Annotated in this window: 14 protein-coding genes and 1 other RNA gene; 7 read left to right on the forward strand and 8 right to left on the reverse strand. The window is 71.1% G+C overall.

The window, feature by feature from the left end; all coding sequences use genetic code 11:
• The first annotated feature begins 223 nt into the window (after window positions 1-223).
• The 5 genes from ACIQUC_RS04210 (at window position 224) to ACIQUC_RS04230 (ending at window position 6787) form a co-directional block, all read left to right on the forward strand.
• Window positions 224-2920 (forward strand): LuxR C-terminal-related transcriptional regulator, encoded by a 2697-nt coding sequence (locus tag ACIQUC_RS04210; protein WP_402263577.1) that lies wholly within the window; start codon window positions 224-226, stop codon window positions 2918-2920.
• Window positions 2921-3333: 413 nt separating this feature from the next.
• On the forward strand, window positions 3334-5148 hold the full coding sequence (gene glmS / locus ACIQUC_RS04215) for a glutamine--fructose-6-phosphate transaminase (isomerizing) (RefSeq protein WP_402263580.1): 1815 nt from the start codon (window positions 3334-3336) through the stop codon (window positions 5146-5148).
• Window positions 5149-5177: 29 nt separating this feature from the next.
• A complete protein-coding gene (locus tag ACIQUC_RS04220; protein WP_402263583.1) occupies window positions 5178-5312 on the forward strand; it encodes a hypothetical protein in 135 nt (44 codons plus the stop codon).
• A complete protein-coding gene (locus ACIQUC_RS04225; protein ID WP_402263586.1) occupies window positions 5309-6022 on the forward strand; it encodes a M50 family metallopeptidase in 714 nt (237 codons plus the stop codon). The genes ACIQUC_RS04220 and ACIQUC_RS04225 overlap by 4 nt, the downstream gene beginning before the upstream one ends.
• Window positions 6023-6229: 207 nt before the next feature.
• The gene (locus tag ACIQUC_RS04230; RefSeq protein ID WP_402263589.1) at window positions 6230-6787 is read left to right on the forward strand and encodes an NUDIX hydrolase; all 558 of its coding nucleotides are present in this window, start codon (window positions 6230-6232) and stop codon (window positions 6785-6787) included.
• A gap of 148 nt (window positions 6788-6935) precedes the next feature.
• Here the strand turns inward: ACIQUC_RS04230 and ACIQUC_RS04235 are convergent, their stop codons facing one another.
• Window positions 6936-8150, reverse strand: coding sequence for an amidohydrolase family protein (locus ACIQUC_RS04235; protein WP_402263592.1), 1215 nt, complete (start codon window positions 8148-8150; stop codon window positions 6936-6938).
• 125 nt (window positions 8151-8275) lie between these two features.
• Between ACIQUC_RS04235 and ACIQUC_RS04240 the strand changes: the two genes are divergently transcribed.
• A complete protein-coding gene (locus ACIQUC_RS04240) occupies window positions 8276-9667 on the forward strand; it encodes an O-acetylhomoserine aminocarboxypropyltransferase/cysteine synthase family protein (protein ID WP_402263595.1) in 1392 nt (463 codons plus the stop codon).
• A gap of 3 nt (window positions 9668-9670) precedes the next feature.
• Window positions 9671-10975: an LLM class flavin-dependent oxidoreductase gene (locus tag ACIQUC_RS04245; protein ID WP_402263597.1), complete on the forward strand. Its 1305-nt coding sequence runs from the start codon at window positions 9671-9673 to the stop codon at window positions 10973-10975.
• 25 nt (window positions 10976-11000) lie between these two features.
• Here ACIQUC_RS04245 and ACIQUC_RS04250 read toward each other — a convergent pair whose 3' ends face one another.
• The 7 genes from ACIQUC_RS04250 to prfB form a co-directional block, all read right to left on the reverse strand.
• Window positions 11001-12665 carry an APC family permease gene (locus ACIQUC_RS04250; protein ID WP_402263600.1) on the reverse strand — a complete coding sequence of 555 codons (1665 nt, stop codon included), beginning with the start codon at window positions 12663-12665 and terminating at the stop codon, window positions 11001-11003.
• A gap of 126 nt (window positions 12666-12791) precedes the next feature.
• Window positions 12792-13604: a hypothetical protein gene (locus ACIQUC_RS04255; RefSeq protein WP_402263603.1), complete on the reverse strand. Its 813-nt coding sequence runs from the start codon at window positions 13602-13604 to the stop codon at window positions 12792-12794.
• 156 nt (window positions 13605-13760) lie between these two features.
• Window positions 13761-14138, reverse strand: a transfer-messenger RNA (tmRNA) gene (gene ssrA / locus ACIQUC_RS04260).
• Between the two features lie 96 nt (window positions 14139-14234).
• The gene (smpB, locus tag ACIQUC_RS04265) at window positions 14235-14711 is read right to left on the reverse strand and encodes an SsrA-binding protein SmpB (protein ID WP_022907777.1); all 477 of its coding nucleotides are present in this window, start codon (window positions 14709-14711) and stop codon (window positions 14235-14237) included.
• Window positions 14712-14958: 247 nt separating this feature from the next.
• Window positions 14959-15873 (reverse strand): permease-like cell division protein FtsX, encoded by a 915-nt coding sequence (gene ftsX / locus ACIQUC_RS04270; RefSeq protein ID WP_402263606.1) that lies wholly within the window; start codon window positions 15871-15873, stop codon window positions 14959-14961.
• Window positions 15870-16628: a cell division ATP-binding protein FtsE gene (ftsE, locus tag ACIQUC_RS04275; RefSeq protein ID WP_031262921.1), complete on the reverse strand. Its 759-nt coding sequence runs from the start codon at window positions 16626-16628 to the stop codon at window positions 15870-15872. Before ftsE ends, ftsX begins: the two co-directional genes overlap by 4 nt.
• 115 nt (window positions 16629-16743) lie before the next feature.
• Window positions 16744-17850 (reverse strand): peptide chain release factor 2, encoded by a 1107-nt coding sequence (prfB, locus tag ACIQUC_RS04280; protein WP_031262920.1) that lies wholly within the window; start codon window positions 17848-17850, stop codon window positions 16744-16746.
• Window positions 17851-17880: the final 30 nt, after the last annotated feature.

Consider the following 17880-nt stretch of genomic DNA (forward strand, 5'->3'; position numbering starts at 1 on the left):
TCCGAAGACCCTAACCCGAGGGGTGATACAGACGATGACTTCATCGTTCCCGAGCGGAACCGAGTGCACCCTCACTCGTCATCCGCATTCCGAATCCGACTGCTCCGGCGCGCGTTCTTCCCTGCGTGCCCCACGTCCGGCTCTGCGCGCGGTCACCCGCCGTGCCTCCGACCGGTCCTTCTCCTCCGCTGCATCCGCTTCCGGACCCGGAGGCCGGTGAGTCATGGCACTCACCGGTCGCCGTCTCGAGGTCGACCGGATCGCGACCCTCGCTGTACTCCCTCGTGAGTCCGCGATGGTCGTCGTCGGCGACCCTGGTTCCGGACGCAGCAGCGTCCTCGACGCGGTGTCCAACCGCGTCTCCCTCCCCGTCGTGCGCGTCGGTGTGAACGGGAGCGAGTCCCACTGGCCACTGGCCGGCGTCACCTCGCTCTTCACCGCACTCGACGATCCGCGTGCGACGGCCCACATCGCGCACCTCCTCCAGGGGAGCGCACCCACCGACCGGCAGACGCCGGGGCTGGCAGCGGCGCACGACTTCCTCGACGCCGTGCACGCCCTGACCCTGCCGCCGACGCTCGTGCTGATCGACGACCTCGACCGCATGGACGTGGAGAGCCAGGAGCTCATCGCGTTCCTCGCGTCCCGGCTCGCCGGCACCGCACTCCGCGTCGTGGCCACGGTCCGCACCGTGCCGTCGGACGGACCGCTCGCGGCCCTGCCGACGCTCCGGATCGAACCGCTGCCGGCGGACGAGGCACTCGTGCTCGCCCGTGCCATGGCACCGGAAGAGGCGAACGACGGCGTCCTCGCCGTCCTCGCCGAGGAGACCGGTGGCAACCCGGGCGCGCTGCGCGAGCAGCTCGCCGTGCTCAGCCGCGAGCAGCTGAACGGCTCCGAGCCGCTCGTGCTGCCGCTCCGACCCACCCCGACCACCGAGGCCATCGCGGCCCTGGCGCTCGGTTCCGCAGCAGGACGAGATCTGGACGTCCTGGCGCGGTTGGCGCTCGTCCCCGTGGCGAAGACCAGTGGTTGGGACCGCGACGAGCTCGACGACCTCGCCCACGCCGGACTCGTCTCCGTCAAGGGACAGACCGTCACCGTGCGCGACCCCCTGGTGCGTTCCGCGCTGTACTGGCGGATGCCCGCCCGGGACCGTCGTGCCGCACACACCGAGCTCGCCGCGGCGAGCGCCGAGTCCGACCCGCGTGCGGCGGCGTGGCACCGCAGCTTCGTCGACGACGTCCCCGACGTGGTCGCGCTGCTGCGTGCGGCCCGCTCGTACGTGGTGGACGGCAACGCCCAGGCCGCGGTCGTGCTCACCGAGCGCGCACTGCACATCGGCTCGGGGCACGAGGACGAGCACGTCGCGCTCCTCGGTGTCGCCGAGGCGCTGCTCGCGAACCGACTGCTCGGCTTCGCGGCGCGGTACCTCGCCGCGATCCGGCCGTTCCGCTCGACCGCGGACGAGACCCGGCGGCTCCGGCTGTCGTACTCGGTGCAGTACCTCAGCGGTGACGCGGTGCACGCGGACGAGCTCCTCGTGCCGGTGGACCCGGAGAACGCGGCCGAGGCGGACGCACTCGCGGGGCTCCTCGCGATGGTCGCCTGCTTCCGGGCCGAGGCCTGGGAACTCGACCACGCCCGCGACCTGCTCGCCCGGGCCGAACCGCTCCGGCGGTCGGCATCGGCGCACACCCGGGAGATCACGGAGACCGCGCACGAGCTCATCGCCGCGGTCGACGGGACCCTCCCGGCCGACACCGCCCTGCACGACGGGCTGTCCACCACGACGCTGGTGGGCATGTCCGACCCGGCGCTGCTGCTCCTCGCCCACGCGTTGAGCATCGCCGAGCGGTACCGCAGCGCCCGCCGGGTGTTCGCCCTGGTGCTCGCCCGTGGCCAGGAGGCCATGCCGGTCTGGACCGAGGCGGCGCGCTACCTGTCCGCAGAGAACGAGGTGCGCTCCGGGAACTTCCGGCAGGCGCTCCGCGCGATCGACGTGTGGGAGGCCGGCTCGTCGGTGGTGGAGCGGCTCCGCGAGCCGTCCCGTGCCATCGCGCTCGCGTGGCGGCACTTCGCCGAGGGGCGGTCCCCCGAGGCGCTGGAAGTCATCGATCGGTGCCTCGCGCAGCGTTCCACGAACCGTCTGTGGGGTGCGACCGCCAAGTTGCACGCCCTGCGTGGCCGGGTGCTCCTGCTCGACGGTCGGCTCGACGAGGCCGTGGCCTCGCTGGAGGCGGCCGACGCCATCGGTCGTTCGCTGCGGAACCCGGCGGTGCTCCGGCACCTCGGCGACCTGGTGGAGGCGTACACGCGCCTCGACCGCATCGACGACGCCCGGACCATCGCGGCCCGGCTCGCGGCGGACCACCACGCCCGTCCGTCCCGCTGGGGCGCCCTGGTGCTGGCGCGGAGCCTCGCGCTCGTGGCGGACGACACCACCCGTGACACCGCCCGTCGCCGCGCCCTGGAGCTGTTCCAGCCGCACGACTCGCAGTTCGAGCGTGCTCGGACCTTCGCGGCGCTCGCTGCGGTGGGGAGCCCGACGGAGCGTCCGCGTCTCGGCGCGGCCGCTGCGGCGGCGTACGAGGCGGCGGGGCTCCGGCGTCCGCTCGCCACCCCGGCGGCGACGGTCGCGATGCCGGTCTTCGGTTCGCCGTCGTCGGTCCGCTCCGGTCCGGTCCTCTCCGCACAGCTGCCCGGGACGCCGCGCAGCGCGCCGGACGCCTCGGCGGTGCTCACCTCGCTCACCGCGGAGGAGCGCGCCGTCGTGCAGAAGGTGACGGAGGGGTACCGCAACCGCGAGATCGCCTCGTCGCTGTTCATGTCGCAGCGGACGGTGGAGCTGCGGCTGACGCAGATCTACCGCAAGGTGGGCGCGCGGTCACGCTCGCACCTGGTCGCGCTGCTCACGTAGTCCGGACAGGACCCCCACAGGACGGGAGGCGCGGTGCCAGCTGGCACCGCGCCTCCCGTTCGTCGTCGGTGCGGGCCGTCGATACGGGTTGCGGGACTCCGCACGCGCTGTCCCCCGAACGGAGGACCGCACGCGGTGAACCGCAAGAGGAGGCGACGACCGTTGCCGTGTCACCGACCGCGGGTGATGCTTCTGGTGCACCGACCGCCGTGCTCCCCCGGGAGCCAGCCCGTGGTACCCCGTCCGGTACCCGAACCGTCGGCCCACGAACGCCGTCGTCCGTCCTCGCCTGATCCGAGGACGGGCGGCGGCCCGGGCCGGCGGACCGGACGCACGGCAGACCCGACGGCGGTCGGTGCCGCAAGGCTCCTCCCCCACCCGAGCTGCTCCTCCCCACCCGAAGGGACCCGAAGATGTGCGGCATCATCGCTGCCCGCGTCGCCGGCGACGCGACCCCCTACCTGCTCGACGGACTCGAACGCCTCGAGTACCGCGGGTACGACTCGGCGGGCATCGCCGTCCGGACCGCCCACGGCGGGACCGAGACCATCCGGTCGGTGTCCCGCGTCGGTGACCTGCGCACGCTCGTCGCCGCGCGGTCCGGCGACGCGCTGACGGGGATCGGCATCGGGCACACCCGGTGGGCGACGCACGGCGTGGTGCGCGAGACGAACGCCCACCCGCACGCGGACTGCTCCGGACGGATCAGCATCGTGCACAACGGGATCGTCGAGAACGCCGACCGGCTCCGTGCCACGCTCGAACGACAGGGACACGTGTTCTCGTCGGACGTCGACTCCGAGGTCATCGCGCACCTCGTCGAGCGGGCGCTCGCGGTGGACCCGGACGTCATGCTCGCGGTGCAGATCGCGACCGCGCAGCTCGAGGGCTCGTGGGCGATCGTCGTCCTCGACGCCCGGGACGGCCGCATGGTCGTCGCCGCCGAACGCTCCCCGCTCGTCGTCGCCCGCTCGGCCCGCGGCGACTTCGTGGCGAGCGACATCGGGGCCGTCGCCGAGTGGTGCGAGACGTTCGTGGCGCTCCGCGACGGCGACGTCGTCGAACTCGGTGAGGCCTGGACCTGGTCGTCCTCCGGCGTGACCGTCCCGGTGCCGTTCCCGACGCCGTCGCCCTTCGCCGCGACCGCGCTCGACCTCGGCGAGCACCCGGACCACATGGCGAAGGAGATCGAGGAGCAGCCCGAGGTCGTCGCCTCGCTCCTCGACCGGCTCGCACGGGGGGCAGCGGACGGCAGCTCGTGGGTCGGCCTCGGCCTCCCCGGCTTCCACCGGCTGGCCATCGTCGCGTGCGGCACCTCCCTGAACGCCGGGCAGGTGATCGCCACCGCGCTCCGCAGCATCGGCGGCGTCCCGACCGACATCGTCGTCGCGAGCGAGGCCGACCAGGTGGTGCTCGGACCGGGGACGCTCGTCGTCGCCATCAGCCAGTCGGGCGAGACCGCCGACGTCCTCCGCGCCCTGGACCGCTTCGAGGACCGGCACCCGGTGCTCGCGCTCACGAACAATGTGCACTCGTCCCTCGCCCGGCGGGCGGACGCGGTGCTCGACTGCCACGCCGGTCCGGAGATCGGCGTCGCGGCGACGAAGACGTTCACCGCCCAGGTCGTCGTCGGTGTCGCCGCGGTGATCTCGGCGCTCGTCGCCTCCGGACGGATCGACGGCGAACGCGCCGCTGCGCTCGTCGGCGAGCTGACCGACCTCCCCGCACGCCTCGACCACGCCGCGGCGATCGCCGCCGACCGCATCCCGCTGCTCGTGTCGAGCGTCAAGGACGCGACCGGCTTCCTCTTCCTCGGGCGCGGTGCCGGACTGCCGTACGCCGCCGAGGGTGCCCTGAAGCTCAAGGAGCTCAGCTACCGGTGGGCCGAGTCGTACCCGGCCGGCGAGCTGAAGCACGGCCCGCTCGCCCTCGTCGACGAGGGCACCCCCGTGGTCGTCGTCGACCACGGTGACCACCGGCTCCGGGCGAACATCGCCGAGGTCCGGGCCCGCGGCGGGTTCGTCATCACGATCGGCGGCGAGGGGTCGGACATCCCGGCGCTCGGTCGTCGCGTCGTCGGCGACCTCGCCTGGGGTCGTGCGACCGCGCCGTGGGGCCCGCTCGAGGCCGTCGTCCCCCTGCAGATGCTCGCCCGCGAACTCGCCCTCCAGCTCGGGTGCGACGTGGACAAGCCGAGGAACCTCGCCAAGTCGGTGACGGTCGAATAGCCAGGCACACGCGCTTCAACCGCCTGACGGTGTTCCTCGCCGTCCTCACGGCGCTCGCCATCGTCGCGACGATCATCGTGATCGCCGCGACGTTGGCGCCGCCGTCGCTCCCCCAGGGTCTTGCCGGGTTCTCCACGGAGGGTGCTGCGATCATTAATCCTTGACCACCGCAGCCCCACCCCTCGTCGTCGTCGCGCTCCTCGTCGGCGCGCTCCTGCCGTTCGTGCCGTTCGTCGGTCGCGTGGCGCGCATCGCCGCGACCATCGCGCACGAGGTGGGGCACGCCGTCGTCGTCGTGCCCTTCGGCGGGCGCATCCGGCGCATCGAGCTCCACCCGGACGGGTCCGGCGAGGCCTGGGTCCAGCTCGGCCGGGTGCCGGGCGGGATCCGCTGGCTCGTGCGGATCCTCAACCTGTACGCCGGGTACAGCGCGCCGCTCTGGGCGGGCGTGCTGCTCGTGACCGGGGTGCTGCACGGGTCGAGGTGGCTGCCCGTCGTGGTCCTCGGTGTCGTCGGGCTCGTCGCGCTCTGCTTCGTGCGGAACTGGTTCGGGATCCTCGTGGTGCTCGGCTTCGACGCCCTCGCGCTCTGGGTGGCGCTCCGTCCGTCGGAGACCACCGTGCTCGTGGTCGCGGCGGTCGGCGCGTTCTTCGTCGTCGACGGGCTGCGGTCGGTGGTGCAGGTCGCCCGGTGGCTCGCGACCGGTGCCCGTGTGCAGACCGACTTCCACATCGCCGCGGCCGAGATGCGGGTGCCGGCGACGGTGTGGTTCGTGCTGTTCCTCGTCGTGAACGCCGTGGCCGTGTGGCTCTGCCGCGGCCCGCTGCTCGAGGTCTGGTCGACCGTGTCCGACGGGGTGCGCGCGCTCGTCTGACGCGTGCGGCGGGAGCGCGGGGCCGGGGCTGGGCGGGGCCGCGCGGGGCCGACTCGGTACGACAACATCGCTGTCGTACGACATCGGCCATGTCGCACCCCAGCGCACGCAACAGTTGCACGCGCGCATCGGCGACAACACCGCTGTCGTACGACATCGACGTCGTCGCAACCCCGCGCACGCAACGACCGATGGGACGATGGCACGATGCACCTCGACGACGTGATCGCCGCCCTCGCCGACACGCACACGCCCGCGCCCGTGCCCGTGCCCGTGCCCGACCGCGACCGCTTCCTCGCGTTCGTGCGAGCCCACGGCGACGCGGCACTCCGACGCGACGGCGGCCCGGAGCACCTCACCGCGTCGTGCTTCGTGTTCTCGCCCGACCTCGGGAGCGTGCTGCTGTGCCTGCACCGCAAGGGCCGGTTCTGGGTGCAGTTCGGTGGACACCTCGAACCGGACGACCGCGACCTCGCCGACGCCGCACGCCGCGAGGCCCGCGAGGAGTCGGGCATCGCCGACCTCGACCTGCTCGACCGGGGTCTCGCGGACCTCGACCGTCACGACCTGCACGGCGGCTTCGCCTGCGCCGCGCACTGGGACGTCGGCTTCGTCGCCGTGGTCGACCCCGCCCGGGCGACCACCGTCAGCGACGAGAGCGACGACGTCCGGTGGTTCGCCCTCGACGCACTGCCCGAGGGCCTCGCGCCCGGGCTGCCCGCACGCCTGGCCGCGGTCGTCGCCACGGTCGCGCACCGCGACTGACACCGGACGGGAGGCGCGGGGCGGCGCCGACCCGCGCCTCCCGTCCGATGCCTGCGCACCTTCCGACGTCGCGCGCGTCGATCGACGAGTGCAGTGTCGCGATCACCGCGCGAACCGCGCGGCCGCCCACCAGCCACCGCGCACCGCGCTACTCCCAGGGGTGCTGCGCCAGCTCTGCCGGGTCGATCACCCGTCCGCCTGCGACCACGAGGGACCGCGGCACACGGCGCACCAGCGCGTCCATCGGGTTCTCCGCGTCGATCAGGACGACGTCCGCGCGCGCACCGGCGACGATGTCGTGCTCCTCGTCCGTGACGAACCGTGCGCCGTCGCGCGAGGCGATCTCGACCACTCGCACCAGGTCCTCGTCCCGCACCACCCCGCCGGCCCGCGCGTACTGCCACCCGATGCCGAGCAGGTCGCCGTCACCGTAGGGGCTCCACAGGTCGCGGATGCCGTCGGTGCCGAAGCCGAACCGCACCCCGGCGTCGTCGAACTCGTGCAGCGGCAGCTGCTGCATGCGCACCGGTGCGACCGTCGTCATCGTGACCCCGAGGCCCGCCATCCGGGCGAGCAGGTCGCGGCGCCGGACCGGGTCGACGTCGACGATCGCGAAGCCGTGCGCGACGTTGACCCTCCCGGGCGCGATGCCGAGCCGCTCGACGCGGTCGAGGATCAAGTCGAACGAGAACGCCCCGAGCTCGGCGGGCTCGTGCAGGTGGACGTCGATCCCGCACCCGGTTTCGGCGGCGATGTCGAACAGGCCGTCGAGCTGACCGACGGGGTCACGGTCGATGAGCGACGGGTCGAGGCCGCCGATGTGGTCCGCTCCGCCCTCCGCCGCGCGGCGCAGCAGGTCGAGCACGCCGGGGCGCCGGAGCACGCCGTCCTGCGGGAACGCCACGATCGACAGCTCGACCGCGTCGTCGAGCGCTGCACCGGCGGCGCGGACGGCCTCGATGCCCCGGAGTCCGACGCCGAGGTCGACGTCCACGTGGGTGCGCACCCGGGTGGTGCCGGTGCGGAGCGACTCCCGCAGGACCCTGGTCGCGACGGCCTCGCCCGGGATCCCGAGGGCGTCACGCCGGGCTCGCTCGTGAGCGATCCGGCCCTCGGTCCCGCCCTCGCCGCCGTACGACTCCCACGGGTGGCCCCACCAGCTCTTGTCGACGTGCGCGTGCGTGTTGACCAGCCCGGGGAGCGCGAGCTGCCCACGGCCCTGCACCTCGGTCGCGCTGCCGGCCGGGACGGTGCCCGGGGGTGTGACCGCGGTGGTGCGGGAGCCGGCGACGACCACGTCGGCGCGTTCCCCGCCCCACGGTCGCACGTCGCGGATGATCAGGGTCGCGTCCTCGTCCACCATGCCCCCACCCTGCCAGTCCGGCCGCACCGGGTGTGCGCGGGACCCGCCGTAACGGGACGCCGCAATCCGGTGGCGCCGACCGAAGCCTGCGAGAGTACCGGCACGACGACGGCAGGAGGTGTCCCGTGACGGACGAGGCGCACGGTTTCGCGACCGAGCAGGTGCACGGCGGGTTCCAGCCCGACCAGGGCCACGGTGCGAGGGTCCCGGCGATCCACATGTCGTCCGGCTTCCTGTTCGACGACTTCGACCAGGCCCGCGACCGCTTCGCCGGGACCGACGACGGCTACACCTACACGCGGCTGGGGAACCCCACGAACGCCGACGTCGAGCGCCGGGTCGCACTGCTCGAGCGCGGCGTCGAGGCGATCCTGGTGGGCAGTGGGCAGGCCGCGGCCACCGTCGCGTTCCTCGGCATCCTGCAGGCCGGCGACCACGTCGTGGCGGCGCGCAGCATCTACGAGGGCACCAAGGGCCTGCTCGTGCAGAACCTCGGACGCCTCGGGATCGAGGTCGACTTCGTCGCGGACCAGCGCGACCTCGACGAGTGGGCGCGACTCGTCCGCCCGAACACGAAGGCCTTCTTCGCCGAGACGATCCCGAACCCGAAGAACGACGTCCTCGACATCACCGGCGTCGCCGACACCGCGCACCGTGCGGGTGTGCCGCTCATCGTCGACAACACCCTCGCGACGCCGTACCTCGTTCGTCCGGTCGACCACGGCGCCGACATCGTCGTGCACTCCGCGTCGAAGTTCCTCTCCGGCCACGGTGCCGGACTCGGCGGCGTGGTCGTCGACGGCGGCACCTTCGACTGGTCGGCGTCTCCGGACCGCTGGGTGCACCTGACCAGCCCGGAACGGTCGCTCGGCGGCGAGAGCTACGTCGAGCGGTACGGCAGCCGCGCGTTCGTCGTCTTCGCACGCGACGTCGTCGCCTCGCGCATCGGCCCGACGCCCTCCCCCTTCAACTCCTTCCTGCTGCGCCAGGGCATCGAGACGCTGTCGCTGCGCGTGGAACGCCACAGCGCGAACGCGCTGGCCGTCGCGTCCTTCCTCGAGGAGCAGCCGGAGGTGACGAGCGTCGACTACGCGGGTCTGGCCTCCAGTCCGTTCCACGACCTCGCCCAGCGCTACCTGCCGCGCGGTGCCGGGTCCGTCTTCGCGTTCACGCTGGACGGCGGCGAAGCCGCGGCGCGGACCTTCATCGACAGCGTCCAGCTGTTCAGCCGGATGACCCACCTCGGTGACGTCCGCTCGCTGATCCTGCACCCCGCCACCACGACGCACGCCGGCAAGACGACCCAGGAACGCGCCGATCAGGGCATCGACGACGGCCTCGTCCGCCTGTCGGTCGGCATCGAGGACGTCGCGGACCTGGTTCGCGACCTGTCGCGCGGGTTCGCCGCGGTGCGCGGCGCGGGGGCGGGCCAGGAGGCGCGGGTCGGCTCCGACTCGGAGCTCGCCTCCCTCGAACACGCCGTCCCCGGCAACCACGTGATCGCGGAGGAACTCTAGGCAATGGCAGGACTGCAGCACTTCGGGTACTTCTTCTCGCGCGGGTTCGGCCCGCAGGCGTGGGGCCGGTCCGACTGGGACTGGGGGCACGACTGGACGAAGCCCGACCTGTACCAGCAGTCCGTCCGCGCTCTCGAGCAGGCCGGCATGGACCTCGTCATCGCCGAGGACGCGATCTCGCTCGGCAACCCGTCGACGCTCGACCTGCGGATCCGGCAGGCGTACGGCGGCCCGAAGCACGACCCGCTGCTCCTCGCGCCGTACCTGTTCGCCGCGACGTCGCACATCGGCATCGCCCCGACCGTGAACGCGGGGTTCACCCCGCCCTACCTCGCGGCCCGGCAGTTCGCGACGCTCGCGCACCTCTCCGGCGACCGCTTCGGCATCAACGTCGTCACCGACACCGGGAGCGCCCGGCACGCCGGGCTCGCTCCGCTCCCGCACGACGCCGCGTACGACCGCGCCGAGGAGTGGCTGCAGCTCGTCCGCCGGCTCTGGCACTCGTGGGGCTCCGGCTACGTCGGGGACCGCTCCGACTGGCACTTCGCCGACGGGGACGCCCTCGACGCGTTCCACCACGAGGGCGCCTACTTCACCGCGGACGGCCCGCTCAACGCCCTGCCGCTCGACGCCGACCCGATCGTGGTCTCCCCCGGCGGGTCCGGCCGCGGGCTGTCGTTCGCGGGGACACACTCGGACGTCCAGCTCGCGCTCGCGCCGCTGTCCGTCGCGGCCGTGCGAGACTACCGCGCCCGGGTCCTCGTCGCGGCGGCCGACGCCGGACGCACCGCCGACGCCCTGCGGATCCTGTTCGTCCTCAAGCCCGAGATCGTGTCGTCGGCGGCCGAGGCGGACCGCGTCGTCGAGGCCTCACGCCACCCGTCCGACGACGACCTCCGCACCGCGGCGATCGCCTGGTCGAGCGACTCCGAGACCGACCTGCTCGCGCTCGACCTCGATGCGCCGATCCCGGCCGGGACCTTCGGCGACCACGTGTCGGCGGGGACGATCCGCGGCCTCGTCGGCGACACCCCCGACGCACCGCTGCGCACGCTCCTCGAACGCAAGGCCCGGAAGGGCCGGGTGTCCGCGCGCGAGGGCTTCGTCGGCACCGCCGACGAGTTCGCGGACTTCATCGAGGAGCTCGGCGCGGACGCCGACAACGACGGCATCATCTTCTCGGGCGACCTGCACCCGGCGCAGGTCTACCGGATGCTCGGCGACCTCGTGCCGGTGCTCCGGCGCCGTGGGCTCCTGCGACGGGAGTACGGCGCCGGAGGCATCCGGCAGAACCTGTTCGACTTCTGAGGCCGCGCGCCCCGTCACGCGCGTCCTAGTGGTGGACCGGCTCCACGACGCCGCTCTCCTCGACGTCGCGGACGTCCTCGGCGGTGCGGAGGATCTCGTCGCGGTCGGACGCAGAGTTGATCGCCCAGTAGTAGATCACCAGTGAGAACACCGCCACGACGACGATGTCGACCCACAGCGGGAACAGCGGGTTCGTCAGCGGGCCGAAGTCGCTGAGGAACACGATGAGCCCCATGCCGACCAGGTACGGCAGCAGCCACTGGGCCGCCTTCCAGTCCCAGCGCGGGCGGACGCTCGAGGCACCCCGGAACACGTTGTTCAGGATGATCACCACGGCACCGATGAGGATCGCGACGCCGAGCTTCCAGTCGGTGTCCCACCCGGTCCAGAGGATGATGAGGTTCGCGACGATGAAGGCGATCGGCGACAGCACCGACGCGGCCGGCATCCGGTAGGGCCGCTCGATCTCGGGTATCCGCTTCCGGAACGCGCCGAGGGCCAACGGTGCACCCGCGTACATCAGGACGGACGCGCTCGTGATCAGGCTGACGAGCCCCTGCCATGACGGGAACGGCGCGAAGCACGCGCACCCGACGACGAACGCCACGATGAGGCCGACCCAGGGCACACCCTGCTTCGTCGTCCACTCGAAGGCCTTCGGGAAGTAGCCGTTGCGGCTGAGGCCGTACGAGATGCGGCTCGTGGCCGTCACGTAGATGAGGCCGGTGCCGGCGGGCGAGATGATCGCGTCGATGAAGATGACCACGGCGAGCCAGGTGATGCCGGCTGCCATCGCGATGTCCGCGAACGGTCCGGTGTACTTCGTGAAGTCCGCGGTCGCCCACGAGCCCTGGATCGCGTCGGAGCGCAGGACGCCGAGGAACACGATCTGCAGCAGCAGGTAGATCACGAGCCCGATGAGCACCGAGCCGATGACGGCGCGCGGGATGTCGCGCTTCGGGTTCTTGGCCTCGCCGGCGAGCTGGTCCGCCTGCTCGAAGCCGAGGAACGCGAAGATGATGCCGGACGTCGACACGGCGGCCAGGATGCCCTTCGCCCCCTCGGGCATGAAGCCGTTCGCCGCCGTGAAGTTCGAGCCGTGGAACCCGCTGAACGCCAGCACGATGATGACGAGCAGGGGGATGGCGACCTTCCACCAGGTGGCGGCGGAGTTCGTGTTCGCCAGGATCCGCACGCTGAGCATGTTGATCACCGTGACGACGGCCATGAGCACGATCGCAACGGCGATGCCCGCCCCGGTCAACAGCTGCTGGGTCTCACCGTTGATCACGACGGTGTGCAGCCACGGGCGCGCGAACTCCCAGTGCTGCGCGTACTTGATCATCGCCTCGACCTCGATCGGGGCGACCGTCACCGACTGCAACCACGAGAACCACCCGAAGGAGGCTCCGGCGATGCCGCCGAAGGCGATGTGGGGGAACCGCGCTGTTCCACCCGCGATCGGGAACATGCCGCCGAGCTCGGCGTGCACGAGTGCGAGGACGAGGATCGCCACGCCACCGATGAGCCACGAGATGATCGCGGCGGGCCCGGCGGTCTTCAGGGCCTCCTGCGAACCGAAGAGCCAGCCGGAGCCGATGATCGACCCCGTCGAGGCCCAGATGAGCCCGATGAAGCCGACGTTGCGCTTGAGGCCGGAGTCCGGCAGCGCCTGTGTCGTTGTAGCCACTGTTGCTCCTGTCGATGAGCGCCGCCCCTCGGACGGGGGCTGCGCTCATCGACTCTGGCACCGTGACAGCGCTTTCGGTGGATTGTTTAACACAATGGAAACAAACGTGCTGTACAAGCCCTCAGGCTACTTCTTGTCCGGCTTCTTCTTGCTCTTCTTGTCCGACTTCTTCTTGTCCGACTTCTTCTTGTCCGACTTCTTCTTGTCTGACTTCTTCTGCTCGTCCTGCTTCTTGTCCGACTTGTTCTTGTGCTTCTTGCTCTTCGAGTCCGTCTTGTCCTTCTCGGCGGGCGCGGGCGCCGGCACCGGCACCGGCACGGACCGGGCGTCGGGCGACTCCAGCCCGTCGACGGGTTCGACGACGACCGCGCTGCCGGTGTCGGCCACGACGTCGACCTCGTGCTCGTCGAGCACCGGCGCGAGGGCGTCCTCCACCCGCTCGACGACGAGCGACGCACCGTCCTCGGCGAGCCGGACGAGCGCCTGGGCTGCCCGCACGCGGGTCGTGGTCCTCCGCGCGAGCACGTCGGCCCGAGCCCCCTCGAGGAAGGCGCGCAACGAGCGTTCGACGACCGAACGACCCCGTGGTGCCGAGCGGTCGAGGCGGTCGAGCTCGCCGGCCACACCCGACACGTCGTCCTCGACGTGCTCGAGGCGCACGGACTCGATGAGCGCAGCGATCGCTGCCGCACCGCGCTCCACCGCGGCGGACCGCTGGTCGAGCACGACGAGCATCTCGATCACCGAGCCGTACGTCACCGTCTCGAGGCGGACCGGCTCGGCCCCACGCCCGCGGATCACCAACCGAGCGTCCGGCGTCGGCAGCCACGCGGACAGCGCAGCGACGGTCGCGACCGAGGCCACCGCCCGCTCGTAGTCGGCGAGCACCACTCGCTCCTGCTCTCGCAGACGGACTCGGATCGCGATCTCCTGCACCACGCGTTGACCTCCCGTTCGCGGCGCGGGCGTGTTCCCGCGCCTGCTGCGGATCGTAGTCCTGGCAGGTGACCGGACGACGAACGCCCCGGCGCCGTCCGGGGACGGTGTCGGGGCGTTCGGGTGGCAGTGCGTGACAGCGGCTCGACGTTCGGCGAATGGTGGAGATGGGGGGAATCGAACCCCCGTCCATCGCTGCAATTCGACGTCTTCTACGGGCGTATCCGGATGGTTCGTTCTGCTCGGCCCCGTCCTTTGCTACCGGCTTCTAGGACGACGGGCCCAGTCTCAGTGCAAGTCCCGCACGGCCCTGGGGCGCAACCGTGCAGCAAGTCCTCTGGATGACGCCGGAACTCAGGTTAGAAGACGGTCACCTGGCCGACGGACTTCATGTGCTGGGCTGCTTACGCAGCGAGAGCGAAGTCAGTGCGCTTGGAATTGGCACTTGTTGTTTTCCACGGATCGTTCACGAGATGACCGTGGGTCCTCGGCCCGCTTCCCGTCGGCACACAGGCAATGTCGAAACCGATCATCCCCATGCGGGCCGGACGTGCGAGCCGCTGTCACGCTGTTGAGTTGCCAATGCTCCGATCGGAGCAGTCCCTCAGTCTAGCCGACCGAGGTGCGACAGCGCTACTCGCCGACGCGGTTCCGGGTGCGCATGGCCCGCTCGGCCTCGCGCTTGTCCGTCTTCTCGCGCAGCGCCTGGCGCTTGTCGAACTCGCGCTTGCCCTTCGCGACCGCGATCTCCACCTTGGCCCGGCCGTCGTGGAAGTAGATCTGCAGCGGGACGAGCGTGTAGCCGCCCTGCGCGGTCTTGTGCGAGATCTTCACGATCTGCTGCTTGTGGAGGAGCAGCTTCCGCTTGCGCCGGGGGGCGTGATTGTTCCAGGTGCCCTCGGTGTACTCGGGGATGTGCACGGCGTCGAGCCAGGCTTCGCCGCCGTCGATGAAGGCGTACCCGTCGACGAGCGAGGCCCGTCCTTCGCGGAGGGACTTCACCTCGGTGCCGGAGAGCACCATGCCGGCCTCGTACGTGTCCTCGATCAGGTAGTCGTGACGCGCGCGACGGTTCGTCGCCACGATCTTCTCGCCGCGTTCCTTCGCCATGCGTGTCTCCCTCCGTGCGGTCGCTGCGGATGCGCAGCCCTACAGCCTACCCAACCCGCGGACGGTCCCGCACCTTCCCGGCGCGCCGCCCCGTGCCGCGCCCGTGCTGCGTCCGTGCCCGGGTCCGTGCCGAACGCCCGGAACATTCGTGCTGAGCGACACCTCACGGCGCTCGGAGCACGTAAGGTGTCGCTCAGCGCGTGAGAACACCGACCGGCCGAGCCGGGCCGGGCCGGCCGGCCGCGCGTCAGACCTTGAGGTAGCGGCGGATGGCGACGAAGGCCGACAGCCCCGCGAGCACGATGCCGATCACGATCACCGACGGGACCACGATCGCGGCGTCCCCCATGCCGATGAACGCCGTCCCGGAGAACCGGATCGCCAGGTAGTTCCGCACGAAGAACCACACCACGGCCGTGATCGCCCCGCCGGCGAGGACCGCCCCGATGGCCGCGGCGATCACCCCCTCGAGCACGAACGGCGTCTGGATGAACCGGTTCGACGCCCCGACCAACCGCATGATGCCGAGCTCCCGCCGTCGACTGAACGCCGACAACCGGATCGTGGTGGCGATGAGCAGCACGGCGGCGACGAGCATGAGCGCCGCGATGCCGATGGCCGTGTACGACGACGCGTTCAGCAGGTTGAAGATCGGTTGCAGGTACCCGCGCTGGTCGACGACGCTCTGCACGCCCGCGACCTTCGACAGGCTCTCGACGAGCACGTCGGACTGCGACGGGTTCTTGAGGTTCACCCAGTAGGTCTCGTTGAGGTACTCGGGCTTGACGAACTCGGTGGCGGGCGAGTCCTTGAACTGCTGCTTGAACCGGGTGAAGGCGTCCTGCTGGTTCTCGAAGTAGAACTTCTCGATGTACGGCTTCAGGGTCGACGACTCGAGCTGCGCCTTGACCTGCGCCTGCTGGTCCGAGGTGGCCTTCGCGCCGGTGCAGTTGCCGGTGGTGTCGGTGTCGGTGCACAGGTAGACGGCGACCTGCGCCCGGTCGTACCAGTACCCCTTCATCTGGTTGATCTGCATCTGGAGCAGGATCGCGGTGCCGACGAAGGTGAGCGAGATGAAGGTCACGAGGACGACGGACACGACCATCGACGCGTTGCGCCGCAGGCCCGAGCCGACCTCGGACAAGACGAGCCCGAGCCTCATCGGATGATCCCCGGGATGGTCTGGATGCCGGTGGTGTTCGACACGGTGTTGCCTCGCTGGATCGGGACGGCCTGGGTCTGGTAGCCGCCGGACTGCTCGTCGCGCAGGATCGTGCCGTTCGACAGCTCGATCACCCGGCGCTGCATCTGGTTCACGATGCTCGCGTCGTGCGTGGCCATGAGCACGGTGGTGCCGCCCTGGTTGATGCGTTCGAGGAGCGCCATGATGCCGGCCGAGGTCGTCGGGTCGAGGTTGCCGGTGGGCTCGTCGGCGAGCAGGATCGCCGGCTTGTTCACGACGGCACGGGCGATCGCCACGCGCTGCTGCTCACCACCGGAGAGCTCGTGCGGCATGCGCGTCGCCTTGCCCGCGAGCCCGACGAGCTTCAGCACGTCGGTGACGGCCTCGCTGATGAAGCCCTTGCTCTTGCCGATCACCTGCAGCGAGAACGCGACGTTGTCGAACACGTTCTTGTTCGGCAGGAGACGGAAGTCCTGGAAGACCACGCCGAGGTTCCGGCGGAAGTACGGGACCTTGCGCGACGACAGGGCGCCGAGGCGCTGCCCGAGCACGTGGATCTGCCCGCGCGACGGCTTCTCCTCCTTCAGCACGAGGCGGAGGAAGCTGGACTTGCCGGAACCGGACGCGCCCACGAGGAAGACGAACTCCCCCTTGAGGATCTCGAGCGAGATGGCGTCGAGGGCCGGGCTCGGGTTGCCCGAGTAGACCTTGGTGACCTGGTCGAATTTGATCATGACCGGATCAGGGTAGGTCGCCCCGACCGCAAACCAGCCGAGGCGCGCGGCTCGATTTCATCGACCGGGGTCGCAGGCTCCCCCGGCGCGGCGAGCCCGCCGCTGACGCGTCGTCTCACGCATCGCCGCGCTTGCGCCAGCGGATGCCGGCGTTGATGAACCCGTCGAGGTCGCCGTCGAACACCGCTGAGGGGTTGTTCACCTCGTGCTCGCTCCGGAGGTCCTTCACCATCTGGTACGGCGCGAGGACGTACGAGCGGATCTGGTCGCCCCAGCTCGCCGTGATGTTGCCGGCGAGTTCCTTCTTCTTCGCGTTCTCCTCTTCCTTCTTGAGGAGCAGGAGGCGCGACTGCAGCACACGCATGGCGGCCGCACGGTTCTGGATCTGCGACTTCTCGTTCTGCATCGAGACCACGGTGCCGGTCGGGATGTGGGTCAGCCGGACCGCGGAGTCCGTCGTGTTGACCGACTGCCCGCCGGGGCCGGAGGACCGGAACACGTCGACGCGGATGTCGTTCTCGGGGATGTCGATCGACTCGGTCTCCGGCATGAGCGGGATGACCTCGACCGCGGCGAACGACGTCTGGCGCTTGCCCGCGGCGCCGAACGGCGACATCCGGACGAGCCGGTGCGTGCCGGCCTCGATCGACAGGGTGCCGAAGGCGTGCGGCGAGTCGACCTCGAACGTGGCCGACTTGATGCCGGCCTCTTCGGCGTAGGACGTCTCCATCACGGTGGTCTTGTAGCCGTGCTGCTCGGCGTACCGCAGGTACATGCGCAGCAGCATCTCGGCGAAGTCCGCGGCGTCGACGCCACCGGCACCGGCGCGGATCGTGATGACCGCGGGTCGGTCGTCGTACTCGCCGTCGAGGAGCGTCTGCACCTCGAGGTCGCCCATGGTCTTCTGGATCGCCTTGAGCTCGGCGGCGGCCTCGTCGGCGGAGTCCTGGTCGTCGGCCTCGTTCGCCATCTCGACCAGCACCTCGAGGTCGTCGATGCGCCGCTCGGTGTCGGTGATCTTCTTCAACTCGGACTGCCGGTGCGAGAGCGCGCTCGTCACCTGCTGCGCGTGCTCGACGTCGTCCCAGAGGTCCTGGGCCCCGGCCTGCTCGCTGAGGTCGGCGATCTCACGCTGCAGGCGGTCGACGTCGACCACCGAGCGGATGTTGCCGAAGGTCTCGCGGAGGGCGGAGAGCTGCTCGGTGAAGTCCAGTTCGACCATGATCACCGATCCTACCGGTGCTGCCGGGCC

Source organism: Curtobacterium sp. NPDC098951 (genome assembly GCF_044759965.1).
GTDB lineage: Bacteria > Actinomycetota > Actinomycetes > Actinomycetales > Microbacteriaceae > Curtobacterium.